This is a genomic window from Tardiphaga sp. 20_F10_N6_6, assembly GCF_052076045.1.
GTDB classification, from domain to species: domain Bacteria; phylum Pseudomonadota; class Alphaproteobacteria; order Rhizobiales; family Xanthobacteraceae; genus Tardiphaga; species Tardiphaga robiniae.
Window position 1 is genome coordinate 6,101,623 of the sequence record NZ_CP197239.1, and the last position, 16,099, is coordinate 6,117,721.

General features: G+C 62.3%; 12 protein-coding genes. 2 read left to right on the forward strand and 10 right to left on the reverse strand.

Annotated features, from left to right (window positions below):
* Positions 1–1,953: an alpha-1,4-glucan--maltose-1-phosphate maltosyltransferase gene (locus tag AB7813_RS29105; RefSeq protein WP_439063266.1), complete on the reverse strand. Its 1,953-nt coding sequence runs from the start codon at positions 1,951–1,953 to the stop codon at positions 1–3.
* Between the two features lie 198 nt (positions 1,954–2,151).
* Here AB7813_RS29105 and malQ point away from each other — a divergent pair, with 198 nt between their 5' ends.
* Complete coding sequence (gene malQ, locus AB7813_RS29110; protein WP_439063267.1) at positions 2,152–4,104, forward strand: 4-alpha-glucanotransferase; 1,953 nt, start codon at positions 2,152–2,154, stop codon at positions 4,102–4,104.
* A gap of 24 nt (positions 4,105–4,128) precedes the next feature.
* Positions 4,129–5,928, forward strand: a complete 1,800-nt coding sequence (locus AB7813_RS29115; protein ID WP_439063268.1) for a glycoside hydrolase family 15 protein — start codon at positions 4,129–4,131, stop codon at positions 5,926–5,928.
* 223 nt (positions 5,929–6,151) lie between these two features.
* On the opposite strand, the gene AB7813_RS29120 is transcribed toward AB7813_RS29115, so the two are convergent.
* From AB7813_RS29120 to AB7813_RS29160, 9 genes are all read right to left on the reverse strand, one after another.
* Entirely contained in the window at positions 6,152–6,964 is an 813-nt protein-coding gene (locus AB7813_RS29120; protein ID WP_439063269.1) for a Cof-type HAD-IIB family hydrolase, read from the reverse strand.
* A gap of 11 nt (positions 6,965–6,975) precedes the next feature.
* Positions 6,976–7,449, reverse strand: coding sequence for a gluconokinase (locus AB7813_RS29125; protein ID WP_439064588.1), 474 nt, complete (start codon positions 7,447–7,449; stop codon positions 6,976–6,978).
* A 55-nt stretch (positions 7,450–7,504) separates the two neighbouring features.
* Positions 7,505–8,245, reverse strand: a complete 741-nt coding sequence (gene pgl, locus AB7813_RS29130; protein WP_439063270.1) for a 6-phosphogluconolactonase — start codon at positions 8,243–8,245, stop codon at positions 7,505–7,507.
* A 4-nt stretch (positions 8,246–8,249) separates the two neighbouring features.
* On the reverse strand, positions 8,250–9,776 hold the full coding sequence (zwf, locus tag AB7813_RS29135; RefSeq protein WP_439063271.1) for a glucose-6-phosphate dehydrogenase: 1,527 nt from the start codon (positions 9,774–9,776) through the stop codon (positions 8,250–8,252).
* A 5-nt stretch (positions 9,777–9,781) separates the two neighbouring features.
* Positions 9,782–10,810, reverse strand: coding sequence for a phosphogluconate dehydrogenase (NAD(+)-dependent, decarboxylating) (gene gnd, locus AB7813_RS29140; RefSeq protein ID WP_439063272.1), 1,029 nt, complete (start codon positions 10,808–10,810; stop codon positions 9,782–9,784).
* 64 nt (positions 10,811–10,874) lie between these two features.
* On the reverse strand, positions 10,875–13,727 hold the full coding sequence (locus AB7813_RS29145; RefSeq protein WP_439063273.1) for a bifunctional transaldolase/phosoglucose isomerase: 2,853 nt from the start codon (positions 13,725–13,727) through the stop codon (positions 10,875–10,877).
* Positions 13,728–14,061: 334 nt separating this feature from the next.
* Positions 14,062–14,514, reverse strand: a complete 453-nt coding sequence (locus tag AB7813_RS29150) for a DsrE family protein (RefSeq protein WP_439063274.1) — start codon at positions 14,512–14,514, stop codon at positions 14,062–14,064.
* A gap of 29 nt (positions 14,515–14,543) precedes the next feature.
* Positions 14,544–15,176, reverse strand: coding sequence for a hypothetical protein (locus AB7813_RS29155; protein WP_439082816.1), 633 nt, complete (start codon positions 15,174–15,176; stop codon positions 14,544–14,546).
* Positions 15,177–15,430: 254 nt separating this feature from the next.
* Positions 15,431–16,099 (reverse strand): hypothetical protein, encoded by a 669-nt coding sequence (locus tag AB7813_RS29160; RefSeq protein ID WP_439082815.1) that lies wholly within the window; start codon positions 16,097–16,099, stop codon positions 15,431–15,433.

The window sequence follows — 16,099 nt, forward strand, 5'->3', positions numbered from 1 at the left end:
TCAGGCGAGGCAACGGAAGAAGATGGCGGGATCGCGCTGGGGATCGAGACGCAGGCGGATGCCGCCCCATTCGACGCCATGGCGCTCGCCGGTAATGATGTTCTCGACGGCGGCGACGTTGCGCTTCTCGCCATCGACCGTGACTTGCGTGTCGATCGGCAGCCAGAATTCGTAAGCGTCGCGTGACAGGGCGATGGCGCCGGCGACCGTATTGGTGCCATCCACCGACTCCTTCACGAAGCCGATGATGTTGTCGTTCTCCACCGGCATGAAGCGCAGGTTCGATGTCTGCTGCAGCGCCGGGTTGGCGCGGCGCGCGTGGTTCAGCGCGGTGATGTAGGGCTTGATATTCCCCGGCGCATTCCAGTCGCGGGTCCTGATCTCGTATTTCTCCGAGTTCAGATATTCCTCCTTGCCGGGAATCGCCTCGTGTTCGAGCAATTCGAAACCGTTATAGATGCCATAGGTCGACGACAGCGCGGCCGCCAGCGCCACCCGCGCCTTGAACATCCAGGCTTCGCCGGATTGCAGGTGATAGGGCAGGATGTCCGGCGTGTTGACGAAGAAGTTCGGGCGATAGAATTCACGCTCGGGATAGCCGCATAGTTCGTTGAGATATTGCTCGATCTCCCACTTCGCGGTGCGCCAGGTGAAATAGGTGTAGCTCTGCGAGAAGCCGAGCTTGGCAAGGCCCTTCATCAGCTTCGGGCGCGTGAAGGCCTCCGCCAGAAACAGCGCGTCCGGATGCCTGATCTGCACCTCATGGATCGCCCATTCCCAGAACCGCAACGGCTTGGTGTGCGGATTGTCGATGCGGAAGATCTTGACGCCCTGGTCGCACCAGAACAGCAGCATGTCGCGGAGCGCGTTCCACAGCGATCCCGCGTCCTCGCAGTCGAAGTCGGGATTGTGGATGTCTTCGTATTTTTTTGGCGGATTCTCCGCATATTTCATCGAACCGTCCGGCCGGCGCTTGAACCAGTCCGGATGGTCCTTGACCCACGGATGATCCGGCGAGCACTGCACGGCGACGTCGATCGCCACTTCCAGACCATGCTCTTTGCACGCAGCGATCAGCGCATGGAAATCCTCCATGGTGCCGAGCTGCGGATGCAATGCATCATGGCCGCCCTCGGCGCCGCCAATGGCATAGGGGCTGCCGACATCGCCGGGCTCGGAGGTCAGTGAATTGTTCTTGCCCTTGCGGTTGGTCTTGCCGATGGGGTGGATCGGCGTGAAATACAGCACGTCGAAGCCCATGGCCTGCACGTCGGGCAGGCGGGCAATACAGTCGCGGAACGTGCCATGCTGGCCGGGCACTGTGCTCTGGCTGCGCGGCACCATCTCGTACCACGCACCGTTGCGGGCACGCTCACGGTCGATCATCAGCGGCAGCAGCGGCGAGCGCGTCAGGTCAGGCCGCAACTGCGCTTCGGCCATGGCGGTGCGCAGCTCGGGTGACAGCAGCGGCTCGTTGTCGCCGGTCTGCAGGAAATTCTCGCATTGCTTGACGATGAGCGCCGAAGCCTCGGGCCCGCCATTCTGCGCCTTGGTCATCAGGCCGGCGCCTTCCAGCGCATCCAGCGTGACGTCCTGTCCGGCCTTCAGCTTCAGCTCGAAGCCGTGGCGCCAGGTCGCGAATTCGTCGGTCCAGGCCTCGATCGCATAGACATAGCGTCCGATGCCATCGGGGATGAATGAGCCGCCCCAGCGGTCGTTCACTTCCAGCGTCATCGGGACCCGATTCCACTCGCGGTCCTGTTCACGGCGCCAGACAATGGCAGCGGCGATGATCTCGTGACCATCGCGGTACAGGTCGGCATAGACAGCGACAGGTTCGCCCACGATGCGTTTGACCGGGAAGCGGCCAGCGTCGATGATCGGATAGATGTTTTCGATATGGAAAGCCCCGCCGATACCGGCGGTGTCCACGATTTGGGATGTTCTGTTCACGGTGATGCCATCATGAGGTGTCGTCCCTGTTCGATTTTTCAAAAAGAGACGGTGCGATCATATACAAAGCCCCGTGACAGGGGTTTGGTTCCCCATGGAACTCAGCTTAGATCGACGCGTTGAAATCGGCTATCCTCTTCCGCAAATTCAGAAATTTCCCAGCAACTTTCGATTGTTGCTCTGCAAACAGCGTGCCGAATGGACCTTTTCACCAAAGCTGCCGAACTCGGAATCCAGACCGGTTTTCACGACGGTCAGGGCCAGTGGCACACCACGGGCGAAGCTGCCCTGAAGCTCATTCTGGACGCCATGCCGGTGCGCACGCCGCATCGCTTCGTGGCGAGTCCGGTCGTGGTCCGGGCCGGCGAGGGTGCCCGTACGGTCCTCAATGAGGCTGCCACGTTTCCCCTGACCTGGAAAATTCTCGACGGGGTTAAGGTTATCGCCGAGGGAACGACGGAGGGGCGCGAGATCACCTGGCCGCGCGATCTGCCGGTCGGCGTGCACCGGCTCAGGCTGGTCGACGCCAAGAAATTCCCCGATGAGGTGCCGTTCATCGTCGCGCCGTCCAAGGCATTTCCCGGGACCTTCGATCGCTCCTGGATTCTCGCCGTACAGCTCTACGGCGTGCGCTCCGAGCGCAACTGGGGCATCGGCGACTTCACCGATCTGCAGGACCTGATCAGACTGGCCGCCTCGAGCGGCGCCGGCGGTGTCGGGCTCAATCCGCTGCATGCGCTGTTCGACGACCGGCCGGCCGAATGCAGCCCGTATTCGCCGAACAGCCGGCTGTTTCTCAATCCGCTTTATATCAACGTCGAGGCGCTGCCCGAATATGCGGCCAATGACAGCGGCGATATGCTGGCCACTATGCGCGCCAGCAAGTTCGTCGACTATGTCGATATCGCCGCGGTCAAGTCGACAGCGATGCGTGCCGCCTTTGAGACATTTTATGCCGATCCGACATCCGAGCGTCAGAAGGCCTTTGCCGCATTCCGCGCCGAGCGCGCGCCGCTGCTGACGCGCTTCGCCTGTTTCGAGGTGCTGCGGCATCAGCAGCAGACCGCGTGGTGGGACTGGCCGTCGGAATGGCTGCTGCCCGATGACGCGACCTGCGACGCCTTCCGCGCCGGACCGGACGGCAAGGACGTGGCTTACATCGAATACGTGCAGTGGAATGCCGACCTGCAGCTCAAGGCGTGTTTCGATCTGACGACGAAGCTCGGCATGCCCGTCGGCCTCTATCTCGACGTCGCCGTCGGCGTACAGTCCGGCGGCTTCGATGCCTGGAATGAGCAGATCGCGATTTCGCGTCATCTGTCCGTCGGCGCGCCGCCCGATGCGCTGCAGCCCGCCGGGCAGAACTGGGGTCTCGCCGGCTTCAATGCCGCAGGGCTGGAAGTGCAGGGCTTCGCGCCGTTCAAGGACATGTTGCGCGCCTCGATGCGCTATGCCGGTGCTGTCAGGCTCGATCACGTGCTCGGCCTTAATCGCCTTTACGTCGTGCCGCACGGCTACGACGCCGATAACGGCGCCTATGTAAAGATGCCGCTGGAAGCGCTGCTGGCGGTGACGGCGCAGGAGAGCGTCGCCAATCGCTGCGTGGTGATCGGTGAGGACCTCGGTACCGTGCCGGACGGCTTCCGCGATCATCTCGCATCCTGGGGCATCTGGTCGTATCTGGTGATGATGTTCGAGCGCGATGAACGCTATGCGTTCCGCGGCGTCGATTATTACGCGCCGAATGCACTGGTGACCTTCAATACCCACGATCTGCCGACCTATGCCGGTTGGCGCAGCCTGCACGATTTGCAGCTGAAGCGCTCGCTGGGCATCGATCCCGGCGAGAGCGACGATGCCCGCCGTTACGCGCTGCAGATGCTCGGCGAGGCGCTGCGAGCGCAGGGCATCAATACCGAAGACTTCTACGCCGTCGCTCACTTTCTCGCGCGCACGCGGACCCGTTTGCTGGCCGTCGCGTTGGAAGACCTGTTGGGTGTGATCGATCAACCGAATATTCCCGGCACCATCAATGAGCATCCGAACTGGCGGCAGCGGCTGCCGGCCACGGTGGAGACGATGGCCACGTCGATCGATCGTGACGCGCTGCACATTGCAACCGCGGACAGGAGTTTGTCCGCATTGACCTAAATTTTGTCAGGTGGCGGAAAGACTTTGTACAGCAATATCGAAGATTACGCGCTGATCGGCGATTGTGAGACCGCCGCTCTCGTCAACCGCAACGGATCGATCGACTGGCTGTGCTGGCCGGCCTTCGATTCCGACGCCTGCTTTACCGCGCTGCTCGGCACCAAGGATCACGGCCGCTGGCAAATCACGCCCGACGCTCCGATCACGGCATGCAAACGGCGCTATCGCGGCGACTCCCTCATTCTGGAAACCACGCTGGAGACGGATGACGGCGCCATCACGCTGATCGACTTCATGCCGCCGCGCGGCGCCGCCTCTGATGTGGTGCGCATCGTCCGCGGCGATCGCGGCACGGTGACGGTCCGGATGGAGCTGATCATCCGCTTCGGATTCGGCGCGGCCATCCCCTGGGTGAAGCGCGACAGGGACGGCGGAGTGCTGGCGATTTGCGGGCCCGACATGACCGTGCTGCACACGCCCGTCGAGACCCACGGCGAGAACCTCACGACCGTCGCGAAATTCGAAGTCAAACAGGGCGACAGCATCCCGTTCGTGCTGACCTATGGGCCTTCGCATCTCAAAGTGCCAGCGCCGATCAATGTCGACGAGGCGCTGAAGGACACGGAGGAATTCTGGAAGGAATGGAGCAGCCGCTGCACCTACAAAGGCGAGCACCGTGATCTCGTGATGCGCTCGCTGATCACGCTGAAGGCGCTGATCTATGCGCCATCCGGCGGTATCGTCGCGGCGCCGACCACGTCGCTGCCCGAAAAGCTCGGCGGCTCCAGAAATTGGGACTATCGCTTCTGCTGGCTGCGCGATGCGACATTCACGCTGCTGGTGCTGATGAACAGCGGCTACACTGATGAGGCGCGCGCCTGGTATCGCTGGCTGCTGCGCGCTGTCGCCGGCGCACCGGCCGAGATGCAGATCATGTATGGCATCATGGGCCAGCGCCGCTTGCTCGAATGGGAGGCCGATTGGTTGCCCGGCTATGGCGGCGCGCTGCCGGTGCGCGTCGGCAATGCCGCGCATGCGCAATTGCAGCTTGATGTCTATGGCGAGTTGATTGACGCCTTCCACCAGACTCGCGTTGCCAAACTCGATCTCGAGGATGGCACCTGGGCGGTGGAATGCGAGATCCTCGAACATCTCGCTTCTGTCTGGAATAAGCCCGATCACGGCATCTGGGAGCGCCGCGGCCCCGGCAAGCACTATGTGCTGTCGAAAGTCGGCTGCTGGGTTGCGTTCGACCGCGCCATCAAGAGCGCCGAGACCTTTAATCTCAAAGGCCCCGTCGACACGTGGAAGGCACTGCGCAAGGAGATTCATCGCGACGTCTGCGAGAAAGGGTTCGATCCCCGCGAAAACACCTTCGTGGAATCCTATGGCTCGGACGTGCTCGACGGCGCCATTCTGCTGCTGCCGGCTCTGGGGTTTCTTCCGGCCGACGATCCTCGCGTGAAGGGCACGATCGCAGCGGTCGAGAAATATCTGATACGTGACGGCTTCGTGCTGCGCCACGATCCACGCGAGGTCACTGGCGAGGTTCAACCCGCCGAGGGGGCGTTCCTCGCCTGCAGCCTGTGGCTGGCCGAGGCCTATATCAAGATGGGCGAGATCGCCAAGGCGGAAGAACTCTTCAATCGCGTCGTCGCGATCGCCAATGATGTCGGGCTGCTGGCGGAGGAATATGACAGCGGCGTCAAACGCCAGACCGGCAACTTCCCGCAGGCGCTGACCCATATCGCGTTGATCGCCGTGGCGCATAATCTGGCGAGCGCCAAGCGTCCGCAGGAGAAGAAGGTAGAGCGGGCGAAGTAGCTCTTTCTTATCCCTCCCTCAAGCGCAGAGAAGCTGCGCGCAGTGGGGAGGTGGATCGACCGCGCAGCGGTCGAGACGGGTGGGGTGCTTCCGCTCACTTTGTCGTCTGCTGGGACACCCCACCCCGGCCTATCGGCCGACTCATGACGGACGAATTCGTCCGCCAGACCCCACTGCGCGGCTACGCCGCTTGGGGGAGGGAAGCCACGGGTGCCAGAGCGCCTCAGCGCCCCGCATTCCTTTTCAAAATCATCTCCACCGCGCCCGCAAAGCCTTCCTCTTCGTTCGACGATGTCACATCCGTCGCCTGCGATTTCACGTCGTCACTCGCGTTGCCCATCGCGACCGACATGCCTGACACCTTGAACATCGGCAGATCGTTGCGCATGTCGCCGATGGTGGCGATGGCCTCAAGGGAGATGCCCAGCCGCTGCGCCATCGCCTGCACGAAAGTGCCCTTGTTCTGATTGGGCGGTGTGATGTCGAGATAATAGTTCTGCGAGCGCACCGCGACAGCCGTATCGCCCAGCGCCTTCTGCATCGCGCCCTCGCAGCGTTCCAGCAATGGAAAATCCTGGCTCGCACCGACGATCTTGCAGGCCCTGGCGAGGTAGGGCGAGAAGTCGTCGACCATCACGGCTTCATGCTGGATGGTGTCGCGCTCGTGCGGCACATATTTGCCGTCGTCGCGCTTGATCACCCATTCGTCATTGGTGAATATCCAGATATCGACGCCGTGGTCTTCCAACACTTCGATGGCGCGCTTGGTGGCAGCTTCCGGGATCAGGTGCTGCATGATCGGCTTGAGGTCGCCGTCCACCATGGAGCTGCCGTTGAATGGGCCGATCGGCAGCGTGATCCCCAGTGGCTTCACGAGGAAGCGCATGCCGACGGGCGGGCGGCTCGACGTGATCGTGAACCCGATGCCGGCGTCTTCCAGTTTCTTCACGGCCGCCTTGGCCGTGTCGGTGAGGCGTTTGTCGTGGGTGACGAGTGTGCCGTCGACATCGGACACCACGAGAGCGATTTTGGTCATGGTTTGATCCTTCAGGCCGGCAGTTGTTTGATGATGGCGGAGACGATGCCGTCGACATCGTCGTCGATGGATACTGTGATCGGGCGTTCGTCTGGGCCAGGGATTTCGAGCGTCTTGAACTGACTGTCGAGCAGCGTCGGCGGCATGAAATGATTCTTCCGCGCCGCCATGCGCTTGGCGATTAGCTCCCTGGAGCCGTCGAGATAGACGATGCGAATGTCGTCGCGGCCGTGCAATAGCAGATCGCGATAGGCGCGCTTGAGCGCAGAACAGGCGACGACAAGCTTATCGGCGGTGACGCGGTCGATCTCGTCGGCAATGGCCTGCAGCCAGGGCCAGCGATCGTCGTCGGTGAGTGGCTGGCCCGCGCGCTGCTTCTCGATATTTGCCTTCGGGTGAAAATCGTCGCCATCGGCGAAGCGCCAGCCGAGGCGTTCAGCAAGCGTCTTCGCGATCGTGCTCTTGCCTGAGCTGGAGACGCCCATCACCACCAGAGCCTTGGGTGCCAGGATCTTGGGTGCCAGAGTCTTGGGCGCGGTGTCAGCCACGCGCGTCGTCCGGCAGGGCGGCCTTGTCGCACAGCCACACGGTTTCGCCGTCCGACCGCGCGCGATTGGCTGGCAGATCCTCGCCCTTCAGCACCCGGGTCAGGATCGCGCGCTTGTCCTCGCCGCTCATCAGGAACAGCATCTCGCGGCATGAGGCGAGTGCCGGCAGCGTCAGGCTGACGCGCGGCACGAAAGGCTTCACATGGGCTTCGGGCACGCCGACAACCCAGCGGTCCTTGATCTCGATGGCTGGATAGCTGGGGAACAACGATGCCACGTGACCATCGGGGCCGACGCCGAGCAACACCAGATCGAACAGCGGTTTGGCTTTATCGAGCTTGTCGGCTCCGTAGAACAACTGCAGCTCGCGCGTATAGAGCGCAGCGGCTTCATCCGGATTCGCCGCATCGGTCTTGATCGGGTGCACATTCGCAAGCGGCGCGCATGTATCCAGAAACGCAGTTCGCGCCATACTCATGTTGTTGAGCGGATCGCCTGACGGCACGAAACGATCATCGCCGATGAACCAGTGTACGCGATCCCAGGGGATTTCGCTGCGATAGGGTTCGGTGGCGAGCAGTTCATAGAGGCGCTTCGGGCTCGATCCGCCGGTCATGCAGATTGCGATGCGGCCGGGATTGGCTTCGATGCGCTCGATCAGCCGGTCGGCTGCGGCCTCGGCGAGAGCCACCGCATCCTCGACCACGACGATATGGCGATTGGGCGCTGTCATGGCGTCAGCTCAGTACGCGCCAGCTACGACCATCGCGCTTGAGCAGGTCGTCGGCTTCCTCGGGACCTTCGCTGCCGGCGTTGTAGGTCTTTAGCCCGTCCTTGCCGGCCTTCTTCCAGGCATCGAGGAATGGCTGCACGGCACGCCAGCCGGCTTCCACGCTGTCGGCGCGCTGGAACAGGATGTTGTCGCCGATCATGCAGTCATAGATCAGCGTCTCATAGCCCGTCGCCGGTGCAGCCTGGAAGTAGTCCTTATAGCGGAACTTCATCTCGACGCCGTCGATCTCCACAGCGGGACCGGGCACCTTGGTATTGAACTTCAGCGAGATGCCTTCGTTCGGCTCCACCGCGATAACGAGAAAGTTCTCGGCGAGGCTTTCCACGGACATGTCGCGGAACATGGCGAAGGGTGCTTGCTTGAACTTGATCGCCACTTCGGTGCGCTTGATGCCGAGTGCCTTGCCGGTACGCAGATAAAAGGGAACGCCGGCCCAGCGCCAGTTGTCGATCGACAGCTTCATCGCTGCATAGGTCTCGGTGGTACTGCCTTCCTTGACGTCCTTGGTCTTCAGATAATCACCAATGTCGGTATCGCCGACATGGCCGGCGACATATTGCGCGCGAACCGAATTCTGCAGTGCTTCGGCCTCGGTCTGCGTGGTGACGGCGGCGAGCACTTCGGCCTTCTCGGAGCGCACCGCATTGGCCTCGAACCGCGCGGGCGGCTCCATGGCCACCAGCGACAGCAGCTGGAACAGATGGTTGGGCACCATGTCGCGCAGCGCGCCGGTGGCGTCATAGAACGAGCCGCGATGGCCGACGCCGAGTTTCTCGTCCACGGTGATCTGCACGTGATCGATATGGTTGCGATTCCAGATCGGCTCGAACATGCCATTGGCAAAGCGCAGCACCAGGATGTTCTGCACCGTCTCCTTGCCGAGATAGTGATCGATCCGGTAGATCTGCTGCTCGTTCATCAGGCCGAGCAGTTCATTGTTCAGCTTCTTCGCGGATTCAAGGTCGGTGCCGAACGGCTTCTCGACCACGAGGCGGCGCCACGAGCCGTTTTCCTTCAGCATGCCGGTGCGGCCGAGCTGACGCGCGATCGGCGCGAAGGCCGAAGGCGGCGTCGCCAGATAGAACAGGCGATTGCCGCCGGTGCCGCGCGCTTCCTCGAGTTTGTCGAGCTGGTCACGCATGCGATCGAAGGAATCCGGCTCGCCCGGATCGGCCTCGATGCAGGTGACACAATTGAGCAGCTTCTGTGCGATGGCGTCGTCGACCGGGCGCGTCGCATATTGCTTCAGGCCCTTCATCAGGTCGTCGCGGAGTTCCGCGCCGGTCATGTCCTTGCGGGCGATGCCGACGACGCAGAATTTCTCCGGCAGAAGATCGGCCGCCTGAAGGTTATAAAGCGCCGCGATGACCAGCCGGTGTGCGAGATCGCCGGTGACGCCGAAGATCACGAATGCGCAAGGGTCTGGCTTCTTCTTGGATTTGGCAGGGCCTGGAGCTTGTATCTCGGTCATGCGGGCTACGCCTTTGGTTTGATGATATCAGGCGCGTCCTGCCGTTTTGGATCCGGATGCTGATCGGGCTCTTTGTGGCCGCCGAAACCGGCGCGCATCGCGGATAGAATCTTTTCTGCAAATGTGTGCTCCTTGCGCGAGCGAAACCGCGCAAACAGCGCTGCCGTCAGAACCTCGGCGGGCACCGCTTCGTCGATGGCGGCATTCACCGTCCAGCGGCCTTCGCCGGAATCCTCGACGAAGCCTGAGTAAGTATCGAGCGTCTCGTTCTTGGCGAGCGCGGAGGAGGTGAGGTCGAGCAGCCAGGACGGGATCACGCTGCCACGGCGCCAGACTTCGGCTATATCGGGCAGGTTGAGGTCGAAGCGATGCGCTTCCGGCAGCGCCTCGATATTGGCGTTCTTCATGATGTCGAAGCCTTCGGCATAGGCCTGCATCAATCCGTATTCGATGCCGTTATGGACCATCTTGACGAAATGCCCGGCGCCGACGGGGCCTGCATGGATGTAGCCGTTCTCGATGCGCGGATCGCTGTTGTCGCGGCCCGGCGTACGCGGGATGTCGCCGATCCCAGGCGCCAGCGTCTTGAAGATCGGATCGAGCCGATCGACGACGCTCTTTTCACCGCCGATCATCATGCAATAGCCGCGATCGATGCCCCAGACGCCGCCGGACGTGCCGACGTCGATATAGAAGAGGCCCTTCTCCTTCAGCGCCTTGCCGCGGCGAACGTCGTCCTGCCAGAACGTGTTGCCGCCGTCGATGACGGTGTCGCCGGGCTCCAGCAGCCTAGTCAGCGCATCGATGGTGGTCTCGGTGATCTTGCCGGCGGGCAACATCACCCAGACGGCGCGCGGCTTGTCGAGCTTCTTGACGAAATCTTCGAGCGACGATCCGCCGATGGCACCTTCGGAGGCAAGGCCGCTGACGGCCTTGGCGTCCTTGTCATAGACAACCGCGGTGTGACCGTTCTTCATCAGGCGGCGGACAATATTTCCGCCCATTCGGCCGAGACCGATCATGCCGAGCTGCATTGTGTGATGTCCTTTATTGATTGCGCATGACCCGAAGCAATGTCCGGGCCATGCGGATCGTCGTTTAGTTCAATGCGGCAGTCATCGCCTTGTCGAGAACAGCAAGTCCGGCCTTGAGATCGCCCTTGAGATGGATGCGCAGCGCGCGGCGGTTGCGATCGGTCAGTACGCCGAAGTCACCACGCGCCTGTGCCGCCTTGATGACACCGAACGAGGCGCGGTAATCGGGAATGGCAAGATCCTTGGCATCGTCAGCCGTGATCTGCAGGAACACGCCGGTATCCGGCCCGCCTTTGTAGGCTTGGCCCGTCGAATGCAGGAAGCGCGGGCCGAATTCGGCGCAGGTGGCCACCTTCTTCTTGTCGCGCACCGCCATCCGCATCTGCTGCAGCGTGTCGATATGGGCGCTATCGCGTTCGACATAAGCGAGCAGGGCCACGTAATCGCCGGGGGTGACGCGGCGGAAATGCGCCTTCAGCCACGAGGTCAGATCGCCATTGGCGCCGGCCTTCTTCAGCAGTTCGGCATTGCTGTCGTCCGTATAGAGATCGGCCTCCTTGGAGGACACCACCGGCGTCTCCGGCGGCAGCGAACCGGTCTTCTCGAAGGCCTCCGTCAGCTCGCGCGTCTTGATCTTGGCGGCTTCCACATCTGGCTGGTTGAACGGGTTGATGCCCAGAATCGATCCCGCGACGGCTGTCGCGATTTCGAAGCGGAAGAATTCCTGGCCGAGATGATCGATGGACGGCATCACGATGCGCGCGACGGGATGGCCCGCCTTCTCCAGCGCAGCCAGCTTGTCGTCATGTCCCTTGTCGTCTTCGCCTGATGTGCGCAGATCGATAAAGAAGCGATCGGTGCCATAGACTGAGGGCTCGCCCAGCGTCTCGCCGTCGATGGGGATCAGGCCCTTGCCATCCTTGCCGGTGGATTCGGCGATGAGCTGTTCGGCCCATGCGCCGAAATCGGCGATTTTCTTCGAGGACAAGATCGTGACCTTGTCGCGGCCGTCGAGCCCGGCATTGCCCATGGCAAGGCCGAGCTGGACGCCGGGATTTTCAGCGGGTGGCACGTCCGGCCCACAGGAGCGGACCATCGACAGCGTGAGATCGAGCAGCTTGGTGAGATCGACGCCCGCTGCAGCCGCCGGCACGAGGCCGAACGGCGACAGCACCGAATAGCGCCCGCCGATGGTGGGATCACCATGGAAGATGCGCGCAAACTTTTGGGTCTTCGCGACCTTCTCCAAAGACGAGCCGGGATCGGTCACGGCGACGAAATGGCCGCCGGCCTTGTCGGCGCCGACCGCCTTGGTCACCTCGTCGAAGAAGTAGTTCTTCATCACATTCGGCTCGGTGGTGCCGCCGGATTTGCTGGAGACGATGAACAGCGTCGAGGCGATCTTCACGGCTTTGCCCATAGCCGCGACCTGCGCGGGATCGGTGGAATCCAGCACATGCAGTTTCGGGAAGCCCGCCACCTTGGCAAAGGTCTGCGCCAGCACTTCCGGCCCAAGGCTCGATCCGCCCATGCCGAGCACCACCGCATCAGTGAATCCCTGCGCCTTCACCCATTTGGCGAAGTCGTTGTAGTCGACGAGCTTGGCCTTCTCGTCAAAGGTGCTATTCAGCCAGCCCAGCCACTTGTCTTCGTCCGCGCCGGTCCAGACCGATTTGTCCTTGTGCCAGAGCCGGCGGATCTTCGCCGAACCACGCCACTCTTCGGTTGAGGTTGCGACCTTCTTCGTGATGCCGTCGCCCAGCGCCAGCTTCTGCGATCCGATCCCGTTACCCAGCGATGTTGCGCGCTTGTGCGCCACGGCGCCGTACAGCTTGTCGGCCGCGTCGGCGAACAGCTTGACGCCGTCCTCGACAAGATGCGTCGTGATTGCGTCGAGCGAGATGCCGGTCTTGGCGAGGTCGGCCAGCACCTTCTTGGCATCCTCGACATTCTCTTCGAGGCTGTCGCGCACCTCGCCGTGGTCGCGGAACGCGTCCAGCGTGGCGGGCGGCACGGTGTTGACGGTGTTCTTGCCGATCAGCTCTTCCACATAGAGCGTGTCACGATAGTCCTTGCTCTTCACGCCGGTGGAAGCCCAGAGCAGACGCTGCGGCTTGGCGCCCTTGGCGGCCAGTTTCTCCCAGCGCGGGCCGGCAAACAGTTCCAGATATTCCTGATAGGCGAGTTTCGCATTGGCGATGGCGACCTTGCCCTTGAGGTCCTTGAGCCGCGCCTTCTCGGATGGATCATTGGCCTTGGCGATCTTGTCGTCGAGCTGCTTGTCGACCTGCGCATCGATGCGGCTGACGAAGAACGAGGCGACGCTGGCCACATGCGAGGGATCGCCGCCGCCGGCAACATATTTTTCCAGACCATTCAGATAGGCCTCGGCGACCTCCACATAGGTCTTCTGCGCGAATAGCAGCGTCACATTGATGCTGATGCCTTCGCCGATCAGTTGCTGGATCGCGGGCAGCCCCTCCGGCGTTGCCGGCACCTTCACCATCAGGTTTGGGCGCTTGACGCTCGCCCACAGGCGCTCCGCCTCAGTGACCGTGCCCTTGGTGTCATTGGCGAGATAGGGCGAGACTTCGAGGCTGACGAAGCCGTCGTCGCCCTTCATCTTGTCGTAAACCGGTTTCAGCACGTCGGCGGCGTGCTGGATGTCCTCGACGGCAATGTGCTCGAACAGGTCGGCAGGCGATTTGTCGCCGGACTTCAGCGCCTCGGCAATCGGGGCATCATATTCGTCCGAACTTCCGATCGCCTTCTCGAAGATCGCCGGGTTCGACGTCACGCCCTTCACGGCGTCAGTGTCGATCAGCTTCTTGAGGTCGCCTTTGGCGACGAAGCCGCGGGCGAGGAAGTCCAGCCAAACGGCCTGACCATGGGATTCGAGTGCTTTGACGGGATTCATGATGCCTTGTTCTGCTTACAATTATCAAAAGGCCGATCGCCGCGCGAAACGTTCCGCGGCCCGGTTCCAATGATCGCCCCAAACCCATACGCATGGCAAGCCGAACGGTTCCATTCAGGGCGCGGGAGCCGGATCGCAATTCCGTGTTCGCCAGATTGGCCCGGCGGCATGACAATTGTGCAAATTTTGTGCGTCGGTTTTGTGGGTTGGGGAGCGCCTCCAGCCGCTCACGTCATTGCGAGGAGCGAAGCGACGCGGCAATCCAGAGGATCAAAAGCGAAGAAAGACTGGATTGCTTCGTCGCAAGGGCTCCTCGCAATGACGGCGAAGGGGGTCAGGGGCGAATATACAGATAGCCCTGCGCCTGCAGCTCCGCGATCCGGACCACGCCGCCGCGGTCGGCGATGGTGAAGCCCGGCAGCAGGCCGTCCAGCGTCACATCCTGCGCCTTCATGGTGTTGCCGCAGGCGGCCAGTTGCAGGCCGGACTTGGAGAATTTGGCGACCCGCGCGGTAATGTCGGGATTGGTGGAAGCCCGGGCAAATGACTTCAGCGCCGGACCGAGCACGACCAGTGCGATGGTAACGTTGTCGGGGCCGTCGACGCCGTCGAAGTGGTTCTGGATATTGCCGAGCGCGAAATTCACCCGGTCGGCATCGGCGAGGTGATAGACCACCTTGAGCTTAGCAGACGGCTTTGCGTCAGTCGCTGCCGCACTGGCCTGCGAGGCGACCAGTCCCGCGCCGATCGACGACAGAGCGGTCCACAATAGGCTGCGTCGATTCATAGCTCGCTCCGATTTGACGTCAATCACGCTCACTTGCTGCGCATCGCCGCGAGTTCCTTGCGGTCTGTGATCAACGATTCACATTCCTTCAGACTCGTGCGGTCGAGCCGGAAAATCTTGTCGTCCTCGCCGCCGGTCAGCGCGTCAGCGCCGGGTTCTTCATCGGGCTTGCTGTTCTGCCAGATGCGGACCCGCTCGACGCGAACCAGCGTTGCGTCGATGTCTTTGGCCAGGCCGATCGCGATGCCGCCGCCATCGCAATCGACGCTGCATGCGAACTTCACCTCCTGGCCCTTGTCGGTATCCTGGATCTGGCCGCAGGAGCCGCTGGAATCCCAGTCGCCTTTGCGATGGCGATATTTGAATCCGAGCCGGAACGAGTAGGGCGTATAGCTTTCCTCGGGCGGATGCCCGGCGACGACCAGCAGCTTCATGGTGCTGACCTTCTGCTTGGGATGCCGCGCCAGATGCTCGGCGTCATAGCGCCGGACGAAGCAGGCATAGGTCAGCTTCGGACCCAGCGGACCGGCAAACATGCGCTTGTTGAATTCGGCTGCCTTCACCGCATCGACCTTGACCGGCTCGTCCTCGGCGCGCGCCAGCGGGCCGCCGATGGTCAGAGCGGAGGTGAGAACCAGAAGGGACAACACACGGATGGTCATCGACGTCTCGCAAGGTGAGGCGGCCCGTTGCGGGCCAGTTCACCTTGGTCGCATCAGAAGCGGGATGCGTTCAATCGATGCTGGGCGCGGTCGATGCACTCCCTCGCCCCGCACTTGCGGGGAGAGGGTGGGGTGAGGGGCTTTTGCTGAGCTTCACCTCTAACTCCCCCTCACCCGGAGCCGTCGCTGCGCGCCGACTCCGACCTCTCCCCGCAAGCGGGGGGAGGTTCAGAAAGGCCGCGTCGACCGTGAATTCAAAGATCGCTCTTCGCCAGGTCCCACATCAGCCGGTAGGTCCCCTCGGAAATCAGCTCTGCCTTTGCCGCTGCAATGGCCGCAGTGAAGCGGCCCTTCATGGTCGCAGCGACGGCGTCGACATCCGTCCCGTCGATCATCACATACCAGTCGCGGGCGGCGGGATTGGGTGCGGCGGGATCGTCGGTGAGCGGCTTCGACAGCCGGGGATCGCTCTCCATCAGATGCATCGAAATGATGCCGTTGATATCGCCGGGATCGAGCTTCGCTTCGATGGCGCTGCGCAGTTTGTCAGCGCCTTCGGCGGGTGGCCGGATGCGCACCAGTCCAAGTGCCGCGCCGCGGCCCTGACCGCGGCTCACAGTGATCCGAGCCACCGAACGCAGCATGTTCTGGAAGCGGCCGATATTGGTCAGCGACCACTTGGTCTGGTTGGCCAGCGCCGTGCGATAGGCATCACTGTCCAGCACGTCGAATGTCGCGGTCGAATAGAGCCCGAGATATTTCGGCCTGGCGTTCACGGCCACGTAACGCCGGGCCTCGACGAAGCCCTCGATGGCGACGCGCTCGGCAAGATGCTCGCGGTCGTACCATTGGTTGAATTCCTGCTCATGGCTGGCGTCGATATCCATCGACGTCATCAACATTCCCGTGCCTCTGATCGGCAT

Bases quoted from the DNA above. Each gene is read 5' to 3' on its own strand.
- AB7813_RS29155 (WP_439082816.1), bottom strand. From the start codon at position 15,176: ATGACCATCCGTGTGTTGTCCCTTCTGGTTCTCACCTCCGCTCTGACC.
- AB7813_RS29120 (WP_439063269.1), bottom strand. From the start codon at position 6,964: ATGACCAAAATCGCTCTCGTGGTGTCCGATGTCGACGGCACACTCGTC.
- AB7813_RS29160 (WP_439082815.1), bottom strand. From the start codon at position 16,099: ATGCCGATCAGAGGCACGGGAATGTTGATGACGTCGATGGATATCGAC.
- AB7813_RS29145 (WP_439063273.1), bottom strand. From the start codon at position 13,727: ATGAATCCCGTCAAAGCACTCGAATCCCATGGTCAGGCCGTTTGGCTG.
- malQ (WP_439063267.1), top strand. From the start codon at position 2,152: ATGGACCTTTTCACCAAAGCTGCCGAACTCGGAATCCAGACCGGTTTT.
- zwf (WP_439063271.1), bottom strand. From the start codon at position 9,776: ATGACCGAGATACAAGCTCCAGGCCCTGCCAAATCCAAGAAGAAGCCA.
- pgl (WP_439063270.1), bottom strand. From the start codon at position 8,245: ATGACAGCGCCCAATCGCCATATCGTCGTGGTCGAGGATGCGGTGGCT.
- AB7813_RS29125 (WP_439064588.1), bottom strand. From the start codon at position 7,449: ATGGGCGTCTCCAGCTCAGGCAAGAGCACGATCGCGAAGACGCTTGCT.
- gnd (WP_439063272.1), bottom strand. From the start codon at position 10,810: ATGCAGCTCGGCATGATCGGTCTCGGCCGAATGGGCGGAAATATTGTC.
- AB7813_RS29150 (WP_439063274.1), bottom strand. From the start codon at position 14,514: ATGAATCGACGCAGCCTATTGTGGACCGCTCTGTCGTCGATCGGCGCG.